General features: G+C 45.2%; 19 protein-coding genes, 2 tRNA genes, 1 rRNA gene and 1 riboswitch. Of the genes, 18 read left to right on the forward strand and 4 right to left on the reverse strand.

Annotated features, from left to right (window positions below):
- Nucleotides 1-37: 37 nt before the first annotated feature.
- The 11 genes from rrf to thiH all read left to right on the forward strand — a co-directional run bounded on the left by rrf (nt 38) and on the right by thiH (nt 9358).
- A 5S ribosomal RNA gene (rrf, locus tag MU515_RS15555) occupies nt 38-153 on the forward strand.
- Between the two features lie 32 nt (nt 154-185).
- Nucleotides 186-262, forward strand: a tRNA-Asp gene (locus MU515_RS15560).
- A gap of 180 nt (nt 263-442) precedes the next feature.
- A tRNA-Trp gene (locus MU515_RS15565) sits at nt 443-519 on the forward strand.
- 452 nt (nt 520-971) lie between these two features.
- The gene (locus tag MU515_RS15570) at nt 972-2354 is read left to right on the forward strand and encodes a multicopper oxidase family protein (protein ID WP_260261323.1); all 1383 of its coding nucleotides are present in this window, start codon (nt 972-974) and stop codon (nt 2352-2354) included.
- Nucleotides 2355-2486: 132 nt separating this feature from the next.
- A complete protein-coding gene (gene crcB / locus MU515_RS15575; RefSeq protein ID WP_260261324.1) occupies nt 2487-2870 on the forward strand; it encodes a fluoride efflux transporter CrcB in 384 nt (127 codons plus the stop codon).
- A 62-nt stretch (nt 2871-2932) separates the two neighbouring features.
- Nucleotides 2933-3031: riboswitch (TPP riboswitch) on the forward strand.
- 163 nt (nt 3032-3194) lie between these two features.
- Complete coding sequence (thiC, locus tag MU515_RS15580) at nt 3195-5141, forward strand: phosphomethylpyrimidine synthase ThiC (RefSeq protein WP_260261325.1); 1947 nt, start codon at nt 3195-3197, stop codon at nt 5139-5141.
- Complete coding sequence (locus MU515_RS15585) at nt 5141-6415, forward strand: thiamine phosphate synthase (RefSeq protein WP_260261396.1); 1275 nt, start codon at nt 5141-5143, stop codon at nt 6413-6415. The genes thiC and MU515_RS15585 overlap by 1 nt, the downstream gene beginning before the upstream one ends.
- On the forward strand, nt 6402-7175 hold the full coding sequence (locus MU515_RS15590; RefSeq protein WP_260261326.1) for a HesA/MoeB/ThiF family protein: 774 nt from the start codon (nt 6402-6404) through the stop codon (nt 7173-7175). The genes MU515_RS15585 and MU515_RS15590 overlap by 14 nt, the downstream gene beginning before the upstream one ends.
- A gap of 63 nt (nt 7176-7238) precedes the next feature.
- Nucleotides 7239-7448, forward strand: coding sequence for a sulfur carrier protein ThiS (thiS, locus tag MU515_RS15595; RefSeq protein ID WP_260261327.1), 210 nt, complete (start codon nt 7239-7241; stop codon nt 7446-7448).
- 4 nt (nt 7449-7452) lie between these two features.
- Complete coding sequence (locus MU515_RS15600) at nt 7453-8220, forward strand: thiazole synthase (protein WP_260261328.1); 768 nt, start codon at nt 7453-7455, stop codon at nt 8218-8220.
- A 10-nt stretch (nt 8221-8230) separates the two neighbouring features.
- The gene (thiH, locus tag MU515_RS15605) at nt 8231-9358 is read left to right on the forward strand and encodes a 2-iminoacetate synthase ThiH (protein ID WP_260261329.1); all 1128 of its coding nucleotides are present in this window, start codon (nt 8231-8233) and stop codon (nt 9356-9358) included.
- Nucleotides 9359-9482: 124 nt separating this feature from the next.
- On the opposite strand, the gene MU515_RS15610 is transcribed toward thiH, so the two are convergent.
- Together MU515_RS15610 and MU515_RS15615 are read right to left on the reverse strand one after the other, a co-directional pair.
- Nucleotides 9483-11270 (reverse strand): aminopeptidase P family protein, encoded by a 1788-nt coding sequence (locus MU515_RS15610; RefSeq protein WP_260261330.1) that lies wholly within the window; start codon nt 11268-11270, stop codon nt 9483-9485.
- A 142-nt stretch (nt 11271-11412) separates the two neighbouring features.
- Nucleotides 11413-12354, reverse strand: a complete 942-nt coding sequence (locus MU515_RS15615) for a LysR family transcriptional regulator (RefSeq protein WP_260261331.1) — start codon at nt 12352-12354, stop codon at nt 11413-11415.
- A 141-nt stretch (nt 12355-12495) separates the two neighbouring features.
- On the opposite strand from MU515_RS15615, the gene MU515_RS15620 reads away from it, so the two are divergent.
- Nucleotides 12496-13656 carry a multidrug effflux MFS transporter gene (locus MU515_RS15620; RefSeq protein ID WP_260261397.1) on the forward strand — a complete coding sequence of 387 codons (1161 nt, stop codon included), beginning with the start codon at nt 12496-12498 and terminating at the stop codon, nt 13654-13656.
- A 68-nt stretch (nt 13657-13724) separates the two neighbouring features.
- Nucleotides 13725-14006 (forward strand): H-NS-like global regulator TsrA, encoded by a 282-nt coding sequence (gene tsrA / locus MU515_RS15625; protein WP_260261332.1) that lies wholly within the window; start codon nt 13725-13727, stop codon nt 14004-14006.
- A gap of 49 nt (nt 14007-14055) precedes the next feature.
- On the opposite strand, the gene asnC is transcribed toward tsrA, so the two are convergent.
- On the reverse strand, nt 14056-14520 hold the full coding sequence (gene asnC / locus MU515_RS15630) for a transcriptional regulator AsnC (protein WP_260261333.1): 465 nt from the start codon (nt 14518-14520) through the stop codon (nt 14056-14058).
- A 103-nt stretch (nt 14521-14623) separates the two neighbouring features.
- On the opposite strand from asnC, the gene MU515_RS15635 reads away from it, so the two are divergent.
- From MU515_RS15635 to MU515_RS15645, 3 genes are all read left to right on the forward strand, one after another.
- Nucleotides 14624-17776, forward strand: a complete 3153-nt coding sequence (locus MU515_RS15635) for an EAL domain-containing protein (RefSeq protein WP_260261334.1) — start codon at nt 14624-14626, stop codon at nt 17774-17776.
- Nucleotides 17777-17823: 47 nt separating this feature from the next.
- Nucleotides 17824-18603, forward strand: a complete 780-nt coding sequence (locus tag MU515_RS15640; RefSeq protein WP_260261335.1) for a class I SAM-dependent methyltransferase — start codon at nt 17824-17826, stop codon at nt 18601-18603.
- A gap of 96 nt (nt 18604-18699) precedes the next feature.
- Complete coding sequence (locus MU515_RS15645; RefSeq protein ID WP_260261336.1) at nt 18700-19173, forward strand: hypothetical protein; 474 nt, start codon at nt 18700-18702, stop codon at nt 19171-19173.
- A gap of 126 nt (nt 19174-19299) precedes the next feature.
- Here MU515_RS15645 and MU515_RS15650 read toward each other — a convergent pair whose 3' ends face one another.
- Entirely contained in the window at nt 19300-19725 is a 426-nt protein-coding gene (locus MU515_RS15650) for a universal stress protein (protein WP_260261337.1), read from the reverse strand.
- A 145-nt stretch (nt 19726-19870) separates the two neighbouring features.
- On the opposite strand from MU515_RS15650, the gene ftnA reads away from it, so the two are divergent.
- Nucleotides 19871-20398 (forward strand): non-heme ferritin, encoded by a 528-nt coding sequence (gene ftnA / locus MU515_RS15655; protein ID WP_260261338.1) that lies wholly within the window; start codon nt 19871-19873, stop codon nt 20396-20398.
- Nucleotides 20399-20470: 72 nt separating this feature from the next.
- Entirely contained in the window at nt 20471-20794 is a 324-nt protein-coding gene (gene uspB, locus MU515_RS15660; RefSeq protein WP_260261339.1) for a universal stress protein UspB, read from the forward strand.
- Nucleotides 20795-20882: the final 88 nt, after the last annotated feature.

Raw genomic sequence — 20882 nt, forward strand, 5'->3', positions numbered from 1 at the left:
AAAAGAACTAAAACAGCTTTCCGAATTAAAGAATTTGCTTGGCGACCATAGCGTTGTGGACCCACCTGATTCCATGCCGAACTCAGAAGTGAAACGCAATAGCGCCGATGGTAGTGTGGGGTTTCCCCATGTGAGAGTAGGACATCGCCAGGCTTTAAATTTAGACTCAAGAGTCTAACCAGTGCGGAGCGGTAGTTCAGTTGGTTAGAATACCGGCCTGTCACGCCGGGGGTCGCGGGTTCGAGTCCCGTCCGCTCCGCCACTTATTTCAAGAACCTCGCTAATAGCGAGGTTTTTTTGAATCTACAATATGATAAACTGTAGTTTCTACAGGGGTGTAGCTCCAATTCGAAAGAACAAAGAGCAGCGGATTCCCCAAATACCTTGTGATAGGGCGTGTTGGGAGTTCGAATCTATTCGAACCTGATTGTAGATAAAATTTAGGGGTGTAGCTCCAATTGGCAGAGCAGCGGATTCCAAATCCGCGTGTTGGGAGTTCGAATCTCTCCACCCCTGCCATATTCAAGGCTCTAGTCGAAAGACTAGAGCCTTTTTCGTTTTACCCCTAGAAAACTCCAATTGGCAGAGCAGCGGATTCCCCGAACTACCAAAACAGCGCGTGTTGGGGCGAAGCTTTCGAATCTCTCCACCCCTGCCATATACAAGGCTCTAGTCTAAAGACTAGGGCCTTTTTCGTTTTACCCTAGAAAGCTCCAATCGGCAGAGCAGCGGATTCCCCGAACTAGCAAAACAGCGCGTGTTGGGGCGAAGCTTTCGAATCTCTGGATCGCCAGCCCGGTCCACACCTGCCATATTTAAGGTTCTAGACTAGGCGTCCCCGACGAAAGACTGGAGCCTTTTTCACATCCCCAAAACTCTTCTCATAACCACAATTTCTTTATCTAGTTGAGAATTGATCTCACTAATTAGTTAGACTGCAATAGCTCAACTAATAATAAAGGAATAGCGTTATGGATTTTACTCGCCGCCAATTCTTACAATCTTCTCTTGCTGTAAGTGCTTTAACTGCTTTGCCTGCTTGTTCACTTGTTGGTGGTAAGCAAAAAGATGGACGTTATGTTTATGATTTAACGGCTCAACCCGCGACGGCAGAACTCGTTCAAGGCCACCAGACTCCGGTACTTGGCTTTAATGGTCAGATACCTGCCCCTACAATTCGCTGTCGTCAGGGTGAGCCTGTGACAATTCGTTTTACGAACTTATTGGATGAACCCACTACCATACATTGGCATGGCTTACGCATACCAATTGAGATGGATGGTGTTCCGTTCTTAAGTCAGCCACCAATCATGCCTGGTGAAACCTTTGTTTATACCTTCACGCCACCAGATGCGGGTACTTTTTGGTATCACCCACACATGAATAGCGTCGTTCAATTAGGAATGGGTCTTGTTGGATTAATAATTGTTGAAGAGTCGGTTCCAGTCGTATTCGATGAAGAACATGATCTTATGGTTAAGCATTGGCATATCGACAAGCAAGGGAACTGGAAGAAGTTGATGGTGCCTAGATTAAGTGCTCGTATGGGAACTCCGGGAGAATACAGCAGTGTTAATGGGATTCATGAGCCCGTTTACCAATTGCAAGAAAATGCCACCACGCGCTTACGCATTGCTAATGTCGATAACACCATTACTTACCCCATTGCAGTTGAAGGCGCAGAGGCTTGGGTCATAGCTATTGATGGAAACCCGATAGAGACGCCCTATAGACTCACAGAACATAAGATTAGTCCGGGAATGAGGGTTGATATTGGTTTAATCGCTCCAAAGGCTGGAGAGCGTTTATACGTTCGTCATATGAAAGGGCGTTTCCCCTTCCCGTTGTGCGAATTTGAAACGACTCAATCTAATCTTGCTAAAGAGCAGTTACTACCGTCTTTACCACTTAACCCTGTGCCAGATCTCGACCTCGCGAACGCTGAAGAAATTGATTTTGTCTTCGAATGGGAGGGTGCAGTCACTCCAACAGACAAATCAGGCAAGGCAATGCCGAAGTTCTGGTTAATGAATAAAAGAGCTTGGGAAGGAATGAGTAAAGACAATATTCCTGCGCCGCTAGCGACATTGCAGTTGGGCAAGACTTATATTTTCGATCTACGTAATGTCACCCAATACCATCATCCGATTCACTTACATGGTCATACTTTCACTGTTCTTGAAATGGATGGTAGAAAACTCGCGCAGCCTTTTCATACCGATACTGTTTTATTAGGAAAGAACGGGCGAGCGAAAGCGGCCTTTGTTGCTGATAATCCCGGTCGCTGGATGTACCATTGCCACGTTATTGAACACATGAAGACGGGTTTAATGGGGTATATTGAAGTAAAGTGACTCCTGTAACTTTTTAAATGTAACGCTATTACCAAGTAGAACATAGGGAGAGTTTTGCGCAAATATAGCTTACTTAGTTCGATTAATGACGTTTTATGGCTACAATATCGTCATTAGTTTTTAGGGGGTAGTATGGGACAGCTTTCCATTTTGGGATTCATCGCCTTGGGCGGTGCATTCGGCGCGTGTTCGCGTTATCTAGTGTCTGAATTGTGCGTATTGTTATTGGGGAGGGGTTTTCCATACGGTACGCTAACGGTCAACGTGGTGGGTTCATTTGCGATGGGATTGCTTATCGCTGCATTTGAGAGTGAGATGCTCGCTACTGAACCTTGGAGACAAATCATCGGCTTGGGCTTTCTTGGCGCATTGACCACTTTCTCAACATTCTCGATGGATAATGTTCTGTTGATGCAACAAGGCGCGTTTTTCAAGATGGGTTTGAACGTTATTTTAAACGTTGTATTGAGTATTTCAGCAGCATGGCTAGGTTTCCAATTGCTAATGAAGAGTTAAAAAATAGTTTGTTAATTTATAAGCTGTCGGCTTGGTTTCAACCACCCGATTGCTTATAATCGTTTTACTTGTCGGAGTGCCATAAGGCTGAGACCGTTAATTCGGGATCCGTTGAACCTGATCAGGCTAACACCTGCGAAGGGAACAAGAGAAGATATCTACACCCATTTAAGTCCTAGTGATGGGTCGATCTATCATCTAATCGTCTGCTGTCATATATCCATTTCTCGGTTTATAGCATTCGATTCCTCTTGTCGCATCTTTCCGCCAAGCATTTTTATCCAAAATCTTTTTATCTAGAATAACAAAGCAAGGAAAAATGCTATGTCGAGTCGCAAGCAAGCGAGACTGGAAGCAAAACAGTTCATTGATACTCTTTCGGTACAGCCGTACCCAAATTCTAAGAAAGTTTATATTCAAGGTACGCGTGCTGATATTCGTGTACCTATGCGCGAAATCTCTTTGGCTGATAGCTTAATTGGTGGCACTAAAGAGGCTCCGATTTTCGAGCCTAACGAGCCTATACACGTCTATGATACCTCAGGCCTATACACAGACCCAGATTACCAAATCGACCTATACAGCGGCTTACCTAAGCTACGCGAGCAGTGGATTGAAGAGCGTAGTGATACAGAGTTACTTGATGATGTTAGTTCTGTGTACACCAAAGAACGCTTAGAAGATGAAACACTAGATGATCTTCGCTACGGCAATCTACCACGTATAAGACGTGCTAAAGGTGATCAGTGTGTTACTCAGCTCCATTATGCTCGTAAGGGTATCATCACACCGGAAATGGAATATATTGCCATCCGTGAGAACATGGGACGTGCGAAATTTCGTGATGAAACGCTAAATCAACAGCACGCTGGCCAGAGTTTTGGCGCGAACCTACCTAAAGACATTACTTCTGAATTTGTGCGTAAAGAAGTGGCTGAAGGCCGAGCCATTATCCCTTCTAACATCAACCACCCTGAGTCTGAGCCAATGATAATTGGCCGTAACTTCTTAGTGAAAGTAAACGCTAACATCGGTAACTCTTCCGTCAGTTCTTCCATTGAAGAAGAGGTTGAGAAACTTGTTTGGTCTACGCGTTGGGGTGGCGATACGGTCATGGACTTATCGACGGGCCGTAATATCCATGAAACTCGTGAATGGATTTTGCGTAATAGTCCTGTGCCAATTGGTACCGTACCTATGTATCAAGCGCTTGAGAAAGTGAATGGCGTAGCTGAAAACCTTAATTGGGAAGTGATGCGCGATACACTTATTGAACAGGCAGAGCAGGGGGTTGATTACTTTACGATTCATGCTGGCTTATTGCTTCGCTATGTACCAATGACAGCGAAGCGTGTTACCGGTATTGTTTCTCGTGGTGGTTCTATCATCGCTAAGTGGTGTCTTGCTCATCATCAAGAAAGCTTCCTCTACACTCACTTCCGCGAGATCTGTGAAATCTGTGCTAAGTATGATGTTGCCTTGTCTTTAGGCGATGGTCTGCGCCCAGGTTCAATTGCTGACGCGAACGACGAAGCGCAGTTTGCAGAGCTACGTACTCTAGGTGAATTGACTAAAGTCGCTTGGGAATATGATGTCCAAGTGATCATCGAAGGCCCTGGTCACGTGCCAATGCACATGATTAAGGAAAACATGGATGAGCAGTTAAAGCATTGCCATGAAGCGCCTTTTTATACGCTTGGCCCACTAACTACAGATGTCGCTCCGGGTTATGACCATATTACCTCTGGTATAGGCGCTGCAATGATCGGTTGGTATGGCTGTGCCATGCTGTGTTACGTAACACCAAAAGAGCATCTCGGCTTACCAAACAAAGAAGACGTAAAAACCGGCCTGATTACTTACAAGCTTGCAGCTCATGCGGCTGATTTAGCGAAAGGTCATCCAGGCGCTCAGGTTCGTGATAACGCGCTATCAAAAGCTCGCTTTGAATTCCGCTGGGAAGATCAGTTTAACCTATCATTAGACCCAGAAACCGCTCGTTCATTCCATGATGAAACTTTGCCGCAAGAGTCGGGTAAAGTTGCTCACTTCTGTTCTATGTGTGGTCCTAAATTCTGTTCAATGAAGATCTCTCAAGAAGTTCGTGAATACGCGAAAGACACTAAGCAAGTTGCTGCTGACCAAGCCATTGAAATTAAAATGTTGGATGACCCTCTAGAAGGAATGCGCCAGAAATCGGCAGAGTTTTTAGCCACTGGCTCTGAACTCTACCATCCTGCTGCGAGTCCTGAAGTGGAGGAGCAACCGTGATCGAAAAGGTGAAGTTGCTCGTTCCTGCTTCTAATATATCGGCAACACAAATGCTGCAACATTGTTTGTTATTGGCTGAGAAGCAAGGGTTAGCGATTGACCATGTTCAGTTGGGTGTAAGCCCAACTGAATACTTTATGGTGCAGAATGGCAGTTCAGCGTATCGCTATCAAACGGATTGTTTTGTTGGTTCAGCGCAAGTTGTTTCCAGTGATACCGATTGGGCTTTTGAGTATCACTCGGGTTCTATCTCTCTGGCTACCACTGGTTCTCTACAGCCCAATACAGTGAAGCTTGATGTAGCGAATGAGGAGTATAGCCTCGATGTATGGCGTCATCCTTTGAGCGGAGAAATACGCGCATTGTCATCGCATAGCAATCAGAGTCAAGTTCAGTTCGAACCACAGCGGCACTTTTGTTGGCTACTTACCTTGCTCGCTTTAGATTTTCCTATCGAGGATAGCCTTACGTTGGCAAGAGCGTTGACCAATGTTTCACGTGAAACATGGCCTGAGGATTTTAGTCTATTTCCGATACCAGTGATTGAAGACCCACGTTTGGGTATTCAAGTAGGGTGGAAAGTGGCGAATAAGTCGGTGTCGTTTCCTACTTTAACGAAGCAAAGTTTGGGTCTATATCCGGTTGTTGATGACGTTACTTGGATTGAAAAGCTGCTACCTTTGGGGATCAAAACGATTCAGTTACGAATCAAAGATACTCAACAAGCCGACTTAGAGCAGCAAGTTGTGCGCGCAATTGAGTTGGGTCGTCAATACAAAGCTCAAGTCTATATCAATGACTACTGGCAGTTAGCGATTAAGCACGGTGCTTTTGGTGTTCACCTTGGCCAAGAAGACATTGAAGAGTCGAATCTAAGTCAGCTTAGTCGTGCCAATGTCAGCCTTGGGTTGTCCACTCATGGCTATTATGAGCTGCTAAGAATTGTTCAGATTCACCCAAGCTATATTGCACTTGGCCACATTTTCCCTACCACTACCAAGCAGATGCCCTCTAAGCCACAAGGCTTGGTTCGTTTAGCGCTGTATCAGAGACTGATTGACTCTATCCCTTACGATGCAAGTAAAGGCTATCCAACGGTTGCGATTGGTGGCATTGACTTAACCAATGCCGAGCAAGTTTGGCGTTGTGGTGTGTCGAGTCTCGCGGTGGTTAGAGCTATTACCTTAGCCGGAGAGCCAAAGCAAGTAATCGATAGTTTTGCCCAGTTAATGACGTTAGCTAAGCAGCAAGGAGATACCTGTGTTGCAGGATAGCCAGTTTATTCGCTATCAAAGGCAAATTGCTTTAACGCAAATTGGTGAAATTGGTCAGCAGCGATTATCTAGCTCCCATGTTCTTGTGATCGGCTGTGGTGGATTGGGTAGCGCAGCTAGCTTGTATTTAGTCGCCGCTGGCGTGGGTAAGTTAGTGATTGTCGATGATGACACTGTTGACGTTAGCAACATGCAGCGCCAGGTAGTGTACCGCCAAGCGGATGTTGGTAGGGCTAAGGTACAGGCGATGGCAGAACAGTTGTCAGAGCTAAATGGCGAAGTCAGTGTACGGGCTATTAACAAGCGTTTAGAAGCAACTCAGCTAGGCATGGAAATCATGTTGGCTGATTTGGTACTCGATTGCAGCGATAACTTGCCTACGCGCCATATGATCAATCAGCTTTGTTTTGAGAAAAATACTGCACTGATTTCTGCTGCGGCGATTGGCTGGCAGGGGCAGTTTGCTGTGTTTGACTTTGCCCGGAAGGATGAGCAGCAACAGCCCGATTTGTCATGCTACCGTTGCTTAGTGCCATTTGATGAGCTGCCCAACACAACCAAATGCAGTGATTCAGGAGTCATTGGCCCTGTCGTTGGCACATTAGGTAATTACCAAGCGTTAGCGGCCATTCAGAAATTAGCGATAGGGCAGTTTAAGTTTCCAACGGGTCAGTTGCATCTGTTTGATGGTTTAACTCTTAAATGGCAAACCATGGCAATAAGCAAAGATGCCCAATGCAGCGTATGTAATAACGATTGAGTTACGGGCATAAAGGTTAGCTTACGCTCGGACAATGTAAGTAGAGATATTAGGGTCGAAGTAATGGGTTCAATAACTATCATAATCAATGAGCAGTCACATCAGGTTGCCGAACAAAGTAGCCTTGAGCAAATAATCAGCCAGTGCGCGTTACCAGAGTTGGGCTGTGTCTTTGCAATTAATAATCAAGTCATTCCTCGTAGTGAGTGGCAGTCAACAGTACTCAGTGAAGGCGATGCCATCTCACTATTTCAGGCCATAGCAGGGGGGTGATGGCATGTTAACGATCGCAGATAAGCTGTTTGATTCACGCTTATTTACCGGCACTGGTAAGTTTGCAAACAGCCAATTAATGGCAGAAGCCATAAAACAGTCTGGTTCTCAGTTGGCCACCATGGCGCTAAAGCGTGTTGATGTTAACGACAAGCATGATGATATTCTCAAGCCTATTGTTGAAGCGGGTGTGAGTTTGTTGCCAAACACGTCAGGCGCTAAGAACGCAAAAGATGCCATATTCGCAGCCCAACTTGCTCGAGAAGCGTTAGGGACCAACTGGTTGAAACTAGAAATTCACCCAGACCCAAAATACTTAATGCCTGATCCAATCGAAACTCTTGCAGCAGCGGAGCAGTTAGTTCGTGAAGGTTTCATAGTACTCCCTTATTGTCATGCTGACCCTGTGTTGTGCAAACGCCTTGAACAAGTTGGTTGCGCAGCCGTGATGCCGTTGGGTGCGCCTATTGGGTCGAATAAGGGCATCGCTTCTGCTGACTTTCTAGAAATCATTATCGACCAAGCAACCGTTCCTGTGATTGTGGATGCAGGTATTGGCGCTCCTTCCCATGCAGCAAGAGCAATGGAGATGGGTGCTGATGCAGTGCTCGTGAACACGGCCATAGCAGCAGCCGCTGATCCGGTCGCGATGGCGAGAGCATTTAAGCTAGCGGTAGAAGCAGGACGCATGGCTTATGAGTCCGGCCTTGCTGGGAAAGTGAATCATGCGATTGCTTCGAGCCCACTAACGGCTTTCTTGGACGAGCTATAGGGAGCGCAGTATGAGCTTTGTAGAGCGTTTTAAGCAGCTTGATTGGGATGATATTTCTATGTCGATTTACGCGAAAACCTCGCGTGACGTAGAGCGAGCGCTGAGTAAACCTAAGTTAGACTTAGAAGACTTTAAAGCGCTGATCTCTCCAGCTGCAGAACCTTACTTAGAGCAGATGGCACAACGATCTTACGCACTAACGCGTAAGCGTTTTGGTAATACGATGTCGTTGTATATACCACTCTATTTATCAAACCTGTGTGCGAATGCGTGTACCTATTGTGGCTTCTCTATGGAGAACCGGATAAAGCGCCGAACCTTGAATGTTGATGAGATCAGTGCCGAAATCGATGCTATCAAAAAGATGAAGTTTGATAGTGTCTTATTAGTCACGGGTGAGCATGAAACCAAAGTAGGGATGAACTACTTCCGTCAGGTGGTGCCTGCAATAAAACAGCGCTTTAACTATTTAGCGATGGAAGTTCAGCCTTTAGAGCAAGAGCAATATGCAGAGCTAAAGACTTTGGGTTTGGATGCGGTGATGGTCTACCAAGAAACCTATCATCCGGCGACATACGGTCTACACCATTTGCGAGGTAATAAAACTGATTTTGAGTTTAGGCTAGAAACACCTGATCGCTTGGCAAGGGCTGGGATAGACAAGATAGGTATTGGTGCGTTGATTGGTCTCGAAGAGTGGCGTACTGATTGTTTTTATGTGGCTGCTCATCTGGAGTATCTAGAGAGAACTTATTGGCAAACTCGATACTCTATTTCATTCCCACGCCTACGTCCGTGTGAAGGTGGCAACTCGCTCAATAGCTTACAACCTAAATCAGTCATGAATGATAAGCAACTTGTGCAGTTGATCTGTGCGTATAGGTTGTTTAATCCAGAGGTGGAATTGTCTTTATCGACTCGCGAGTCAGCTAAGTTCCGCGACAGTGTTTTACCCTTGGGTATAACCAGTATGTCTGCTGCATCGAAGACTCAACCAGGCGGTTACGCAATGGATGATGTTGAGCTAGAGCAGTTTGCGATTAGTGATGAACGCAGTGCTGCTTCGGTCGAGACAATGATTAGGCAGCGAGGTTTTGATCCAGTTTGGCGAGATTGGCATTCAGCATATTCGGGATAAATGACTTCCCAATAGCTATGTTTCACGTGAAACACAAAAAAGGCTCTTCGATGTGAAGAGCCTTTTGTCTATCTGTTAATCGTGGATAGAGCGAAGCGTTCTTACCGACAACACACTATCAATTTTATGAATGGCTCAGTGGTTGTGTTGCCTGCTGTAACCACTGTTTGACTTCACCGTCTACTAGAGGGCCAATTTCATCCCATACTTTCTGATGGTAGTCGTTAAGCCATGCAAGTTCAGGGCGCGTTAGCATGTCGACATTGATGTTACGCACATCAATAGGGCAACGAGTTAGCGATTCAAAAGCGAGTACTGGGAAATCGCCCTGCGTTTGTTGTTCCACTACGATCTCTAAGTTTTCGATACGAATACCAAACGCATCTGCGCGGTAGTAGCCCGGTTCGTTTGATAGCACCATACCTTTTAGTAGTGGTACATCGATCTGCTTCTTCGAAATGCTAGCTGGGCCTTCATGAACACTTAGGAAGTGACCAACGCCATGACCCGTCCCGTGGTCGTAATCGAAACCTTCAGCCCAAAGGTGCTGACGCGCAAGAGTATCAATTTGGTAACCGCGAGTGGCTTTCGGGAAGCGCGCACGAGCTACGCCAATGTGGCCTTTTAGTACCAGAGTGAACTGTTTAATCATGTCATCGCTTGGTTGGCCAATAGCGATAGTTCGAGTGATATCTGTTGTGCCATCTAAATACTGACCGCCTGAATCAACTAGGTATAGCGTGTTCATTTCTAGCTTGCCCGGTTCAGGTTGGTTCTCATGGTTATAGTGACACATTGCTGCGTTACCGCCAGCAGCAGAAATTGTATCGAAGCTTAAATCCATAAGGGTTGGATCTTGCTTACGAATGGCGTATAGCTTGTCTGATAAAACCGCTTCGTCGTGTAGACGACCAGCAGTAACTTCAGCATCTAACCAGGCTAAAAACTCTACCATCTTTGCACCATCACGAAGGTGACATTCGCGCATACCTGCAATTTCTACTTCGTTCTTCGCTGCTTTTGGTAGCAGGCAAGGGTCAGCTTTGCTTACCACGGTCGCACCACTGTTTTGTAGTACCAGTTTGAACCAAGTGTTGCTTGTTGCTGGGTCAACCATTACGCGTTGGCCTGTGAGTTGTTCTAGGCGAGATTGAAGTTGGTCTGGGTGGAATACCTCGACACCTTGGCCAACGTGTTGTGCAAACTCAGCAGGTAGACGAGCAGGATCTAAGAAGTACTCGACTTTACCTTCATTGGTTACGATTGCGTGCGAGAGCAGCACTGGCAGACGAGAAACATCTAAGCCACGTACATTGAGTAGCCAACAAACAGAGTCTAAAGCAGTGATCACTGCGCAATCTGCACCTGCTTTATCAATGATTTTACCAATTTCTTCGCGTTTGCTTTGGCTTGATTGACCAACTGCATGGGTCGCCATCAAGCGTACATCGCTAACTAGTGGTTCAGGGCGATCACTCCACAGCAGATCGATTGGGTTTTCGCTTAAAATTACTAGTTCATGTTTAGCCAGTTTGTCTTGTGCGCCTTCAAGCCAACCTGAGTTGTGCATGCGCGGATCGATAGCAACCTTAGCACCAACCGGAAGCTGCTCAACAACCCAATCAAGAGCAGGTTCTTCAATGAGATGACGATATTCAAACAACTCAGCAGGAACTTGTTTAGTCACTTGTACTGTGTAGCGACCATCAACAAAAATAGCCGCGTTTTCACGAGTGATGACTGCTGCACCTGCAGAACCAGTGAAACCCGATAACCAATGTAGGCGTTCGTTGTGCGCAGGGACGTATTCACCTAAGTATTCATCTTCATGAGGTACAAGCAAAGCATCCAAGTTTTGCTGAACGAGCCACTCTTTGATGGCAGCTAAACGTTGTTCAGTTGTCGTAAGCATCTATCTAATCCTTCATATTGTGTTGTGCCGTTGCAAACGGTCAATGGCGAATAAGCTACTCCTTTTACCGTTTGGCTGCAAACGATACCGAAAGGCTTACTATCATCGCCAGTTAATGCATCTAGTTATTACCCATTTGACGCTATCTTAGCGCAAGAGTTTTCTCTTGAATCATATTACGTAACCAAGACAGAGCAGGGTCGTTTTCTCGTTCGCGATGCCAAAATAGTGTGTAGGCCATAGGAGGGAATTCCATCGGCAATGGCATGACCGTGAGGTTGAGTTGTTGGGCGGCCAAGTTAACGAAGTGGCTCGGTGCGGTAAAGATAAAATCGGTATAGCTACTCAAGCTTGCTGCACTATTAAAGTCCGGCACTGTAATCGCAATATCGCGCTCTTTACCAATATCGGCCAGGCGGTAATCAAGCAACCAGCGGTCATTGCCATCGCAGCGAACTTGGACGTGACGTTGACGTAGATAGTTTTCTAACGTCCAAGGTTGAGTGAGAGCTGGGTGGTCATTACGCATTAGGCACATTTGATTGTCGCGATAGACTTCCTGCCAACAAATATCATTGGGCGGCAGCATAGTGAGCTTAGCGTCATTGATGTCGATATCTTTACCTGTGATACCAATATCTAGTTCACCGCGTTGCAATTGCGTAAAGGTTTGATCGCTCCATGGGTGGGTGCTGATTGTCACATTCGGTGCTTGTTGGAAAATATGAGGCAAGAAATGCGGCAGAATCAACGGGTAGACGCTTTCTACCGCAGCAATTTGAAACCGTTGGGTGCTTGTTGCTGGCGCAAACTCTTCTGGGAGTGTGAGTTGTTCTAGTTGATTAAGTAGCACGTCAAGTTTGGGTTTCAAAAACAAGGTTTTTGGTGTTGGCGTTAAGCCGTGCGATTGACGTACAAAAAGCGGGTCATCGAATTGAGTGCGGAGTTTTGCTAAGTTCTTACTGACTGCGGATTGTGACAGACAGAGTCGGCTAGCTGTGCGGGTGACATTAAGTTCTTCGCTTAATACCTGCAAACAAACCAGTAAATTTAGGTCGATACGAGCTAATTTTTCCACGTTCATATGATTTTACTTCTTGGAATATCAGGGATGATTTTTTGTCATTGGATGTCATATCTAGGTTAACTTACACTGTGCCAAATTTCACTCATTTATGGTTATCTTGTGCACAACTCAAACTTTGCGTCACCGGCGAAAACTCAGATGGTTTTACTGACGTTGCTGGTGTTATTCAGCCCACTTGCTATTGATATCTACCTTCCAGCACTACCGCAGATCTCGGCAGCGTTTCACGTGGAACACGCATTGGCACAAGACACAATCACTTGGTTTTTGTTTGCTATGGGCGTTGGCCAGCTATTTGCGGGGCCTTTGGCAGACAAACTAGGACGTCGAACTGTTGCATTGGGCGGTATCACCATCTATGGATTGAGTGCCTTATTGGCGTGGGGCGCACAAAATATAGAATGGATGTTGATAGCGCGTTTGCTACAAGGCTTAGGTGCGTGTGCGACATCGGTAGCAGCCTTTGCAACAGTTCGCGATATCTTTGGCCCAGAAAAAAGCGGCAAGATGATCAGTTACCTCAATGGTGCGATTTGTTTTATTCCTGCTTTAGCGCCGATTCTTGGTAGTTGGTTAACGCAACAATTTGGCTGGCGTAGCAACTTTAGCTTTATGGCTATCTTTGCAGTAACGGTGTTGGTGATGATGATCATCCGCATGAAAGAGACTAATCCTGCGCCAAGCACCGAACCTGTGTTTCGACTACAGCGTTACTTAGATATTCTAAAAACGCCATCATTCTTATTTCACGCGACATTGTGTATGTTGGCGATGGCCGTCATCCTCGCTTACGTGACTTCCGCTCCTGTTGTTCTAATGGAAGGGCTAGGCTTGTCGATGAATGAGTTTACCTTTTGGTTTGGTGTTAATGCAGCGATCAATATTGTCGCTTGTATGACCGCGCCAAAATGTATGGATAAGTTAGGTACGCACAAAACACTCACTATCGGGATCGTTACGCTGCTTGTCGCGGGTGCAATGATGCTGATGCTAGCGGATATCGACACTGCATTGGCCTTTATGGCGCCAATATTTCTTTCTTCAGTTGGGTTTGCATGGATATTAGGTGCTGCTGCAGGCAAGGCACTGGCTCCTTTTGGTGATAAAGCGGGTACTGCTGCGGCACTACTAGGCTTATTCCAGATGAGTGGCTCAGGATTGGTTATTGCGTTGGTACAACGCTCGGGCCTAGAGCCCCAAGTCATGATAGCGATTCAAATGCTGATCGTGCTACCGGGGTTATTGGTACTGTACAGTAAGTCAGGTAAGCAATGGCACGCTCCATTGGCGCAATCCTAACTAGGCTTGAATAGAAAAACGTTGTATATTTGTCCGCTCAGTTATAACAAGTTGGAAAACAAATAAACATGTCATTGACGACATACGAAATGGCTCGTTTGATGGAGCAGCTAGAAAACGCCCCTGAAAAAGTAATGTTTGGTAAATTGCTAAACGAACTGGGCGATCAAAGTGGTGAACGTATTCAAAGCGCTGCCAAACAAATTCCACTCGAAAAGCTACGCGACATTGTTTATCAATTCCAGCAAGTGATTGAAGCTCGTAAGGATGAGCAAGTCGATATTCTTGCTAAACAGATTTCGGAACAAGGCATCTCGGCTGAAGAGCTAAAAGCGTTTTTGGCACGTTAGATAGCTAACATGAATTATTGAAAAGCTCGCTAATTACAGCGAGCTTTTTTTATGGATTCACATTGCGGTTGATAGGATTTTGCAGTGAGATGAGGGTTTCAGTTGATTGCACCTCATCAATCGCTTGCAGCTTATCAATCAGCACATATTGCAGCTCTTCAATGGAGCGGCACATCAATTTAACGAAGATATTGTATGCCCCCGTGGTGTAGTAAGCTTCGACCACTTCCTCTAGTGCATTAAGCTTTTCCAGTGCTGAGTGATAATCGCGCGCGGCATTTAAATTAATGCCGATAAAACAGCACACGTCGTAACCGAGTTTTTTGGTATCGACGATGACTTCTGTCCCTTGAATCACTTCAGCAGCTTTCATTTTTTCGATCCGAACATGGATAGTGGCTGGGCTCACATCGAACTGCTTAGCCATTTCAGCGTAAGGTTTGCGAGCGTCCGCCATTAAGGTTTTGAGAATCGCTTTGTCGAGGTCATCAAGTTTATTTACGTGAGCTTGCATGGATGTTCCTTTGAGGTAATAGGCGCAAGGTGGAAAGAGTACAATTTAACATCAATAATGGTACTATTAATTTAACTTTTTCACTCATTTGAGAGCTTATCGCGTGCGTTTTTATCTGATTCTAATCGTTTCACTTTTTAGCACCTTGAGTGCGGCACAAGATAAAGACGTATTGATCGTTCACTCATACCATCAAGGCTTCTTTTGGACTGATTCCTTTCAGCAGGGACTAGAGGATGTCTTAAGTCACACGCGTGTGAATACTCGTGTGGTCTACCTTGATACCAAAAGGCTGCAAAGTGAAGAGTATTTAGAGCAACTTTATTTGCTCTACAAGACTAAGTTTTCCCAAGAGTCATTTAAAGCGATTGTCGTGAGTGATAACAATGCACTTACTTTAATGAAGCGACTCGCTCCTGAATTGGGGGATACACCAATCATCTTTGGTGGTATCAATAACTACAGCCCAGAAATGCATCTTGGTCTGCGAGCAACGGGCATTACTGAGGATATTGATATTCTCAGTAACATCAGTCTTATTGAGCGCATTCAACCTAATGTAGAGAATATTTACGTTATAAGTGATCACTCTATTACCGGTGAAGCGGTTCGTGCTCAAGTTAGTGGTTTCTTAAATCAATACCCAGACTACAAGAATATCGTTCAGCAAGTTGTACCGGAAACTTATCCTCAATTGCTTGAGTTTGTCTCTGAACTCGATACCACGTCGAGCGTGCTCTTTTGGGTTTATTACCGTGATGAAAGAGGCTGGATTAGCGGCTTAGAAGATTGGAAAGCACTAAACGAAACGTCAGGTGCCCCTATCTTCATGGTGCACGATTTAGGCATGGGTTATGGCGCCGTAGGTGGTGTGATTCAAAGTGGTCGAATTCAAGGGCAACAAACGGCGGGTCATTTACTTAAGGTACTTAATCAGCCCAATGGCCGCCTGCCTCAAATACAAATTGGCTCTCCTGAAATTAAGCTCGATTACCAAGCCGTCACTCGCTGGGGGTTGGGTGCTGATGCAGAGTCACCATCAGTATTTTTTAATAAGCCGCAAAGTTTCACCGAGCGTTACAGTAAAGAGCTGCGCATCGTTGTTAGTGTCATCGCGTTACTCTCAATCATTATCATGTTTTTGGTTTACTACCTCAGCCGTTTGAAAAAGAGTGAACAGCTTGCTCGAGATAATCAGACACTGATTGAAATGGTGTTTGACCAAAGCTATCACTATATCGGTATTTTGGATTTGCATGGCCGTTTGGTGTCAAGTAACAGTAAGCTGCAAGCGCTGATGTACCACAAAGAAATGATGATGGAGAAACCAATTTGGCAACATCGTCACTGGGAATCGAGCGCAGCAGAAAGATTTAAGAGTTACTTTGCTAACGGCAGTTGTGATGGTGCTTGCCAGTTTGAAGCAGAGATCTGGGATCCAGACCAAGGCGCGAAGGTGCTTGAGTTATCGCTAAAACATCTCCCAGAGCACGAGAACAAAGAGTTACAGATACTGCTTGAAGCGCGTGATATTACCTCACGCAAATTGACCGAAGAGCGACTATTCCAGCGTGAAGCCAACTTAAGCCATTACTATGATCAGCAGCCGGTGATGATGATAACGTTGGATGAGCAGAACCGTATTCAGCAGGTAAACCAATTTGCAGAGCAATTGTTGGGCTATAAAGCCGAGCAGATCTTGGGTCATCGATTAAGAGAGTTCTACTGTGATAGAGATGCGGTGATTCCGCGTCAAGTTCTGTTGCAACCAAAACAAGCAATGAAAGGCGTTTGGCGTCGAGAAATCGACTACCGCCATGCTGATGGAAAAACGCTCAGTATCCGAGAGAATATAAGGCCATTAGTACAAAGTGGGCACTTACTTATTGTTGGTGAAGATGTGACCGAAATGCGTCACTTAGCCAATCAATTAGCGTATCAAGCGCAGCATGATTTATTGACTGACACCTTTAACCGCAACCATTTCGAATTGGAATTAGAAAAGGCGTTACGCGAAGTCGAGAGTTACACCCGAACTCATGCGATGTTGTACCTCGATATGGATCAGCTCAAAGTGCTTAACGATACAGCAGGCCATGAAGCAGGCGACGCCGCGATTCAATTCTGCGCCAGTATGCTGGAAGAGGTTTTGCCGTATAACGCCATCTTGGCGCGTATGGGCGGTGATGAATTTGCGGTGCTGTTGAAAGACTGCACCGAGCGAGATGCGAAAAACGTCGCGAATGCGATTATCTCTACCTTAAGTGAGCAGCCGTTTGTTTGGTATGACATCAAACTAAACCTCACTTGCTCTATCGGTATTCGCTTGATTGACCATACAGCGACATCTCCGCAAATGGTTCACGCTCAAGCAGACACCGCTTGTCACGCAGCCAAAGAAGAAGGCCGTAATCGCTTTAACCTATATGCGATTGATGACAAAGACTTGCAGCGCCGTGAGCTAGAGATGGAGTGCGTGAACTTAGTACACAATGCACTGGCTCATGATCGTATCGAGTTATTTGCTCAGCGTATTCTTGGCTTAAGCCAAGAGGACGATCGGATGCACTTTGAGATACTTATCCGCATCCGCAATCGAGATGGTGAGTACATTTCACCGGGTATCTTTATGCCAGCTTCCGAGCGCTACAATATTGCCCACTTGTTGGATAAGCAGGTTGTCTCTCAAACCTTGCAGTGGTTAGCTTCGCAGCCTGATGTGATTGAAAACCTATCCATGTGTTCAATCAACCTGTCCGGTCACTCGATGGGTAACAAAGAGTTTGTTGATTTCTTAATTCAGGAATTGCAAACCAGTAGCGTACCTTGTAACAAGATTTGCTTAGAAATCACTGAAACCGCAGCAATGAGTAATATGAATCAAGCCATTGAGCTGTTTACTCAACTGAAACAGCTTGGTTGTTTGATTGCGCTGGATGACTTTGGTTCAGGGCTATCATCATTTGGTTACCTGAAAAAGCTACCAGTCGATATTGTTAAGATTGATGGCCTGTTTGTGCGGGATATGGACGTGAATGAAATGGACCATCTGATGGTTCGCTCAATCAATGATTTAGCCCGTCAGATGGGTAAGAAAACCGTGGCAGAGTTTGTTGAAAATACCCAAATTATTGATTTGCTGTTTGAGCTGGGCGTTGATTACGCCCAAGGCTATGTGATTGGTAAGCCTAAGCCGTTACCTGAATTGGTCGAAGAGTTACTCGAAGAGCAATCTAGCCATAGTACCGTGAACTAAATTTCGCTACACTTCTGCGACTTTTTTGCACCTTTCTGGAGCCCTCCGTGCAGTTACAATTGATTTGTGAAGACCAAACGCAATCAGATCACCTAGCCATGCTTTCACAGCGCTGGGGGCTGAATCATGATGCAAACAGCGAGTTTGCCTTGGTTCTTACAGAGCAACGTTTAGAGCTACGCAAGCTTGATGAACCTAAACTGGGTGCTATCTATGTCGATCTCGTGGGTGGTGCTGTTGGCCATCGTCGTAAATTCGGTGGTGGTAAAGGTCAAGCAATCGCCAAAGCGGCGGGTTTAAACAAAGGCGCAATACCAACGGTGTTAGATGGCACTGCTGGATTAGGGCGTGATGCGTTTGTATTGGCATCTCTTGGTTGCAAAGTGCAAATGGTAGAGCGTAACCCTGTGGTTGCTGCATTGCTTGATGACGGCTTAGATCGTGCTAAACAAGACCCGGATATTGGAACATGGGTAGGAGAGCGTATGTCATTAATTCATGCCTCTAGCCATAATGCGCTCCAACAACTCGCGCAAGACCCTGACTTTGTTGCTCCTGATGTGGTCTATCTCGACCCTATGTACCCGCATCCAGAAAACAAAAAGAAATCCGCATTGGTTAAAAAAGAGATGCGTGTTTTTCAATCATTAGTGGGTGCTGACCTTGATGCTGATGGGTTATTAGAACCCGCTTTAGCCCTTGCCACTAAACGTGTGGTTGTTAAAAGGCCAGACTACGCAGAATGGCTGAATCAACAAAAACCAGCCATGGCGATTGAAACCAAAAAAAATCGTTTCGATGTGTATGTAAAGGCATCAATGACTTAGCCATTCTGAGAGCGAATTACCCTCATTTACTGCTTGCCAATTGATACTTCTAACGGTATTACTAAGAATTATTCGTATTCTTAGCTGAGGTGTAGTGTGGCTAAACGTCTGTGTAAATTAAATCGTCGAGACATTGCTGATCAGCTAGGTGACATTCATCGTTTGGTGAGCGCGCCAAAATTCTTGTGCCGTTCTTGTGCGCGCTCTTCTGCTGACAAAGACACGTTGTGTAAGCCTGCCGCGATTCCACCTCAGAGTTGTCAAAGTAAACCTATCGCGGAACAAGCGCAGTGTGGGTTACTGGCTGAAGCCTTACCAGGCAAGGCCTCATTAAGTACCTTAACTGAACCCGTGACAGAGATAGAAAGTGTTTCAAAAGCCGAAGTTAAGCGCGTGAAGAAGCAAGCCAAGCAGCAGAAGAAACAGTATAAGAAATTGAAGAAAGTACTGAAGAAGCAACAAAAGCTGCTTAAGAAACACCGCAAGCTAGAAAGTAAGTTCGCTGCAATCAATCAAAGGTTAGAACCGTTTGAGCGCCCGGCAAATCAAGGCGCTGACGCAGTTCATTAATGTTGAGTTTCTAGTCTTGTCTCGTCCTTAAATATGTTGAATACAAGAAGCCCGCTGTTGATAGCGGGCTTTTTAATTTCTGCTGCATTAATTAATCAGTGACTAATTAATCATTCGCTGCAATCGCTAATCCTTAATCGGAACCACCAACATATCCACTGGCGAGCAATTGATAAGCTGGCGAGTAGAAGAGAGCAGCTTGCTCCAAAAGTCTTGATGGTGACCGCATACCACAAGGTCAACTTGATACTCTGCGATGTTTTCGCAAAGCTCATTGCTTAAATCCCCACTGCCAATCAAGGTGTGCTTAATTGGGTAATTCGCATGGTCAGCCAACTGCTGTAATTGCTCCTGAGAAGCAACTAAGGCTTGATGCTGCGTTTCCGCGAGGTTTATATCAATTAAGCCGGTATACAGCTCGGCATAATTCACATCAATATGAATAAAAGAAACGTCAGCTTCCAGAGGTTTAGCCAGAGCGACGGCTTTTTCTACTAAATATTTACTGTCTTCAGAAAGGTCTATGGCGACTAAGATATGTTGATAACTCATGATGCTATCTCCTGTGATATCCCTAAATTTAGATTAGCACTAGATTATTGATAATTATGCCGAAGTGATCTCATATCCACATTCAGCATACAAAGTGTTATGGTGAGGTATAAATAATAGTCAGTCTAAAATTAGGAGCCGCAAAATGCTGTCTCAAGCAATGATCGATCAACTCAATGAGCAAATTAACCTAGAATTTTTCTCATCCAATCTATACTTACAAATGAGTGCCTGGTGTGAAGACAAAGGATTTGATGGCGCGGCTGAATTTTTACGCGCTCACGCCGTAGAAGAAATGGAACATATGCAGCGTTTGTTCACTTATGTGAGTGAAACCGGTGCAATGCCAATTTTAGGCGCGATTGAAGCACCAAAACACGAGTTTGAGAGCCTTGGCGAAGTATTTCGGGAAACCTACGAGCACGAGCAGATGATTACTCAGAAAATCAACAAGCTCGCGCATCTAGCGTTTACTTCTCAAGATTACTCTACATTCAACTTCTTACAGTGGTACGTAGCGGAACAGCACGAGGAAGAGAAGTTATTTAAAGGGATATTAGATAAGTTAGACCTTGTTGGCGAAGATGGTAAAGCGTTGTTCTTCATCGACAAAGATCTGGCGGCTTTAGCAAAAGAAGGTTCATCTTCTATCATGGATGCCCCAGCTGAATAGTTTTCAGCGAGAGACACACTTTTAAGTTCGTCTTTTTCTCTTGGGCATCTGGGAAGATGTAGGGAGGAAAAGATGATCAGTGGAGACACCATTCTATTTGCGCTAATGCTTGTCACTTTGGTTAATATGGCAAGATACTTAACTGCGCTACGTTCGTTAATCTTTATCATGCGGGAGGCTCACCCCTTGCTCTATCAGCAAGTCGATGGTCGGGGATTTTTTACCACTCATGGCAATATGACTAAACAGGTCAAGCTGTTCTCATACCTGAGGAGTAAAGAGTATCACCATCACCATGATGAAGTATTTACCGGAAAATGTGACCGAGTGAGGCAGTTGTTTATTCTGTCTACCGCATTGCTTGGTGTCACCTTGTTGGCTGCCTTCATGCTATAAATTGGTGAATTGGCAAGCAGAGCAATTAAAGCTAAAATAACCACTAAATAGCAAGGATGTGCAATTCGCACATCCTTTTTTATTGCCA

Source organism: Vibrio intestinalis (assembly GCF_025195085.2).
Lineage (GTDB): Bacteria > Pseudomonadota > Gammaproteobacteria > Enterobacterales > Vibrionaceae > Vibrio > Vibrio intestinalis.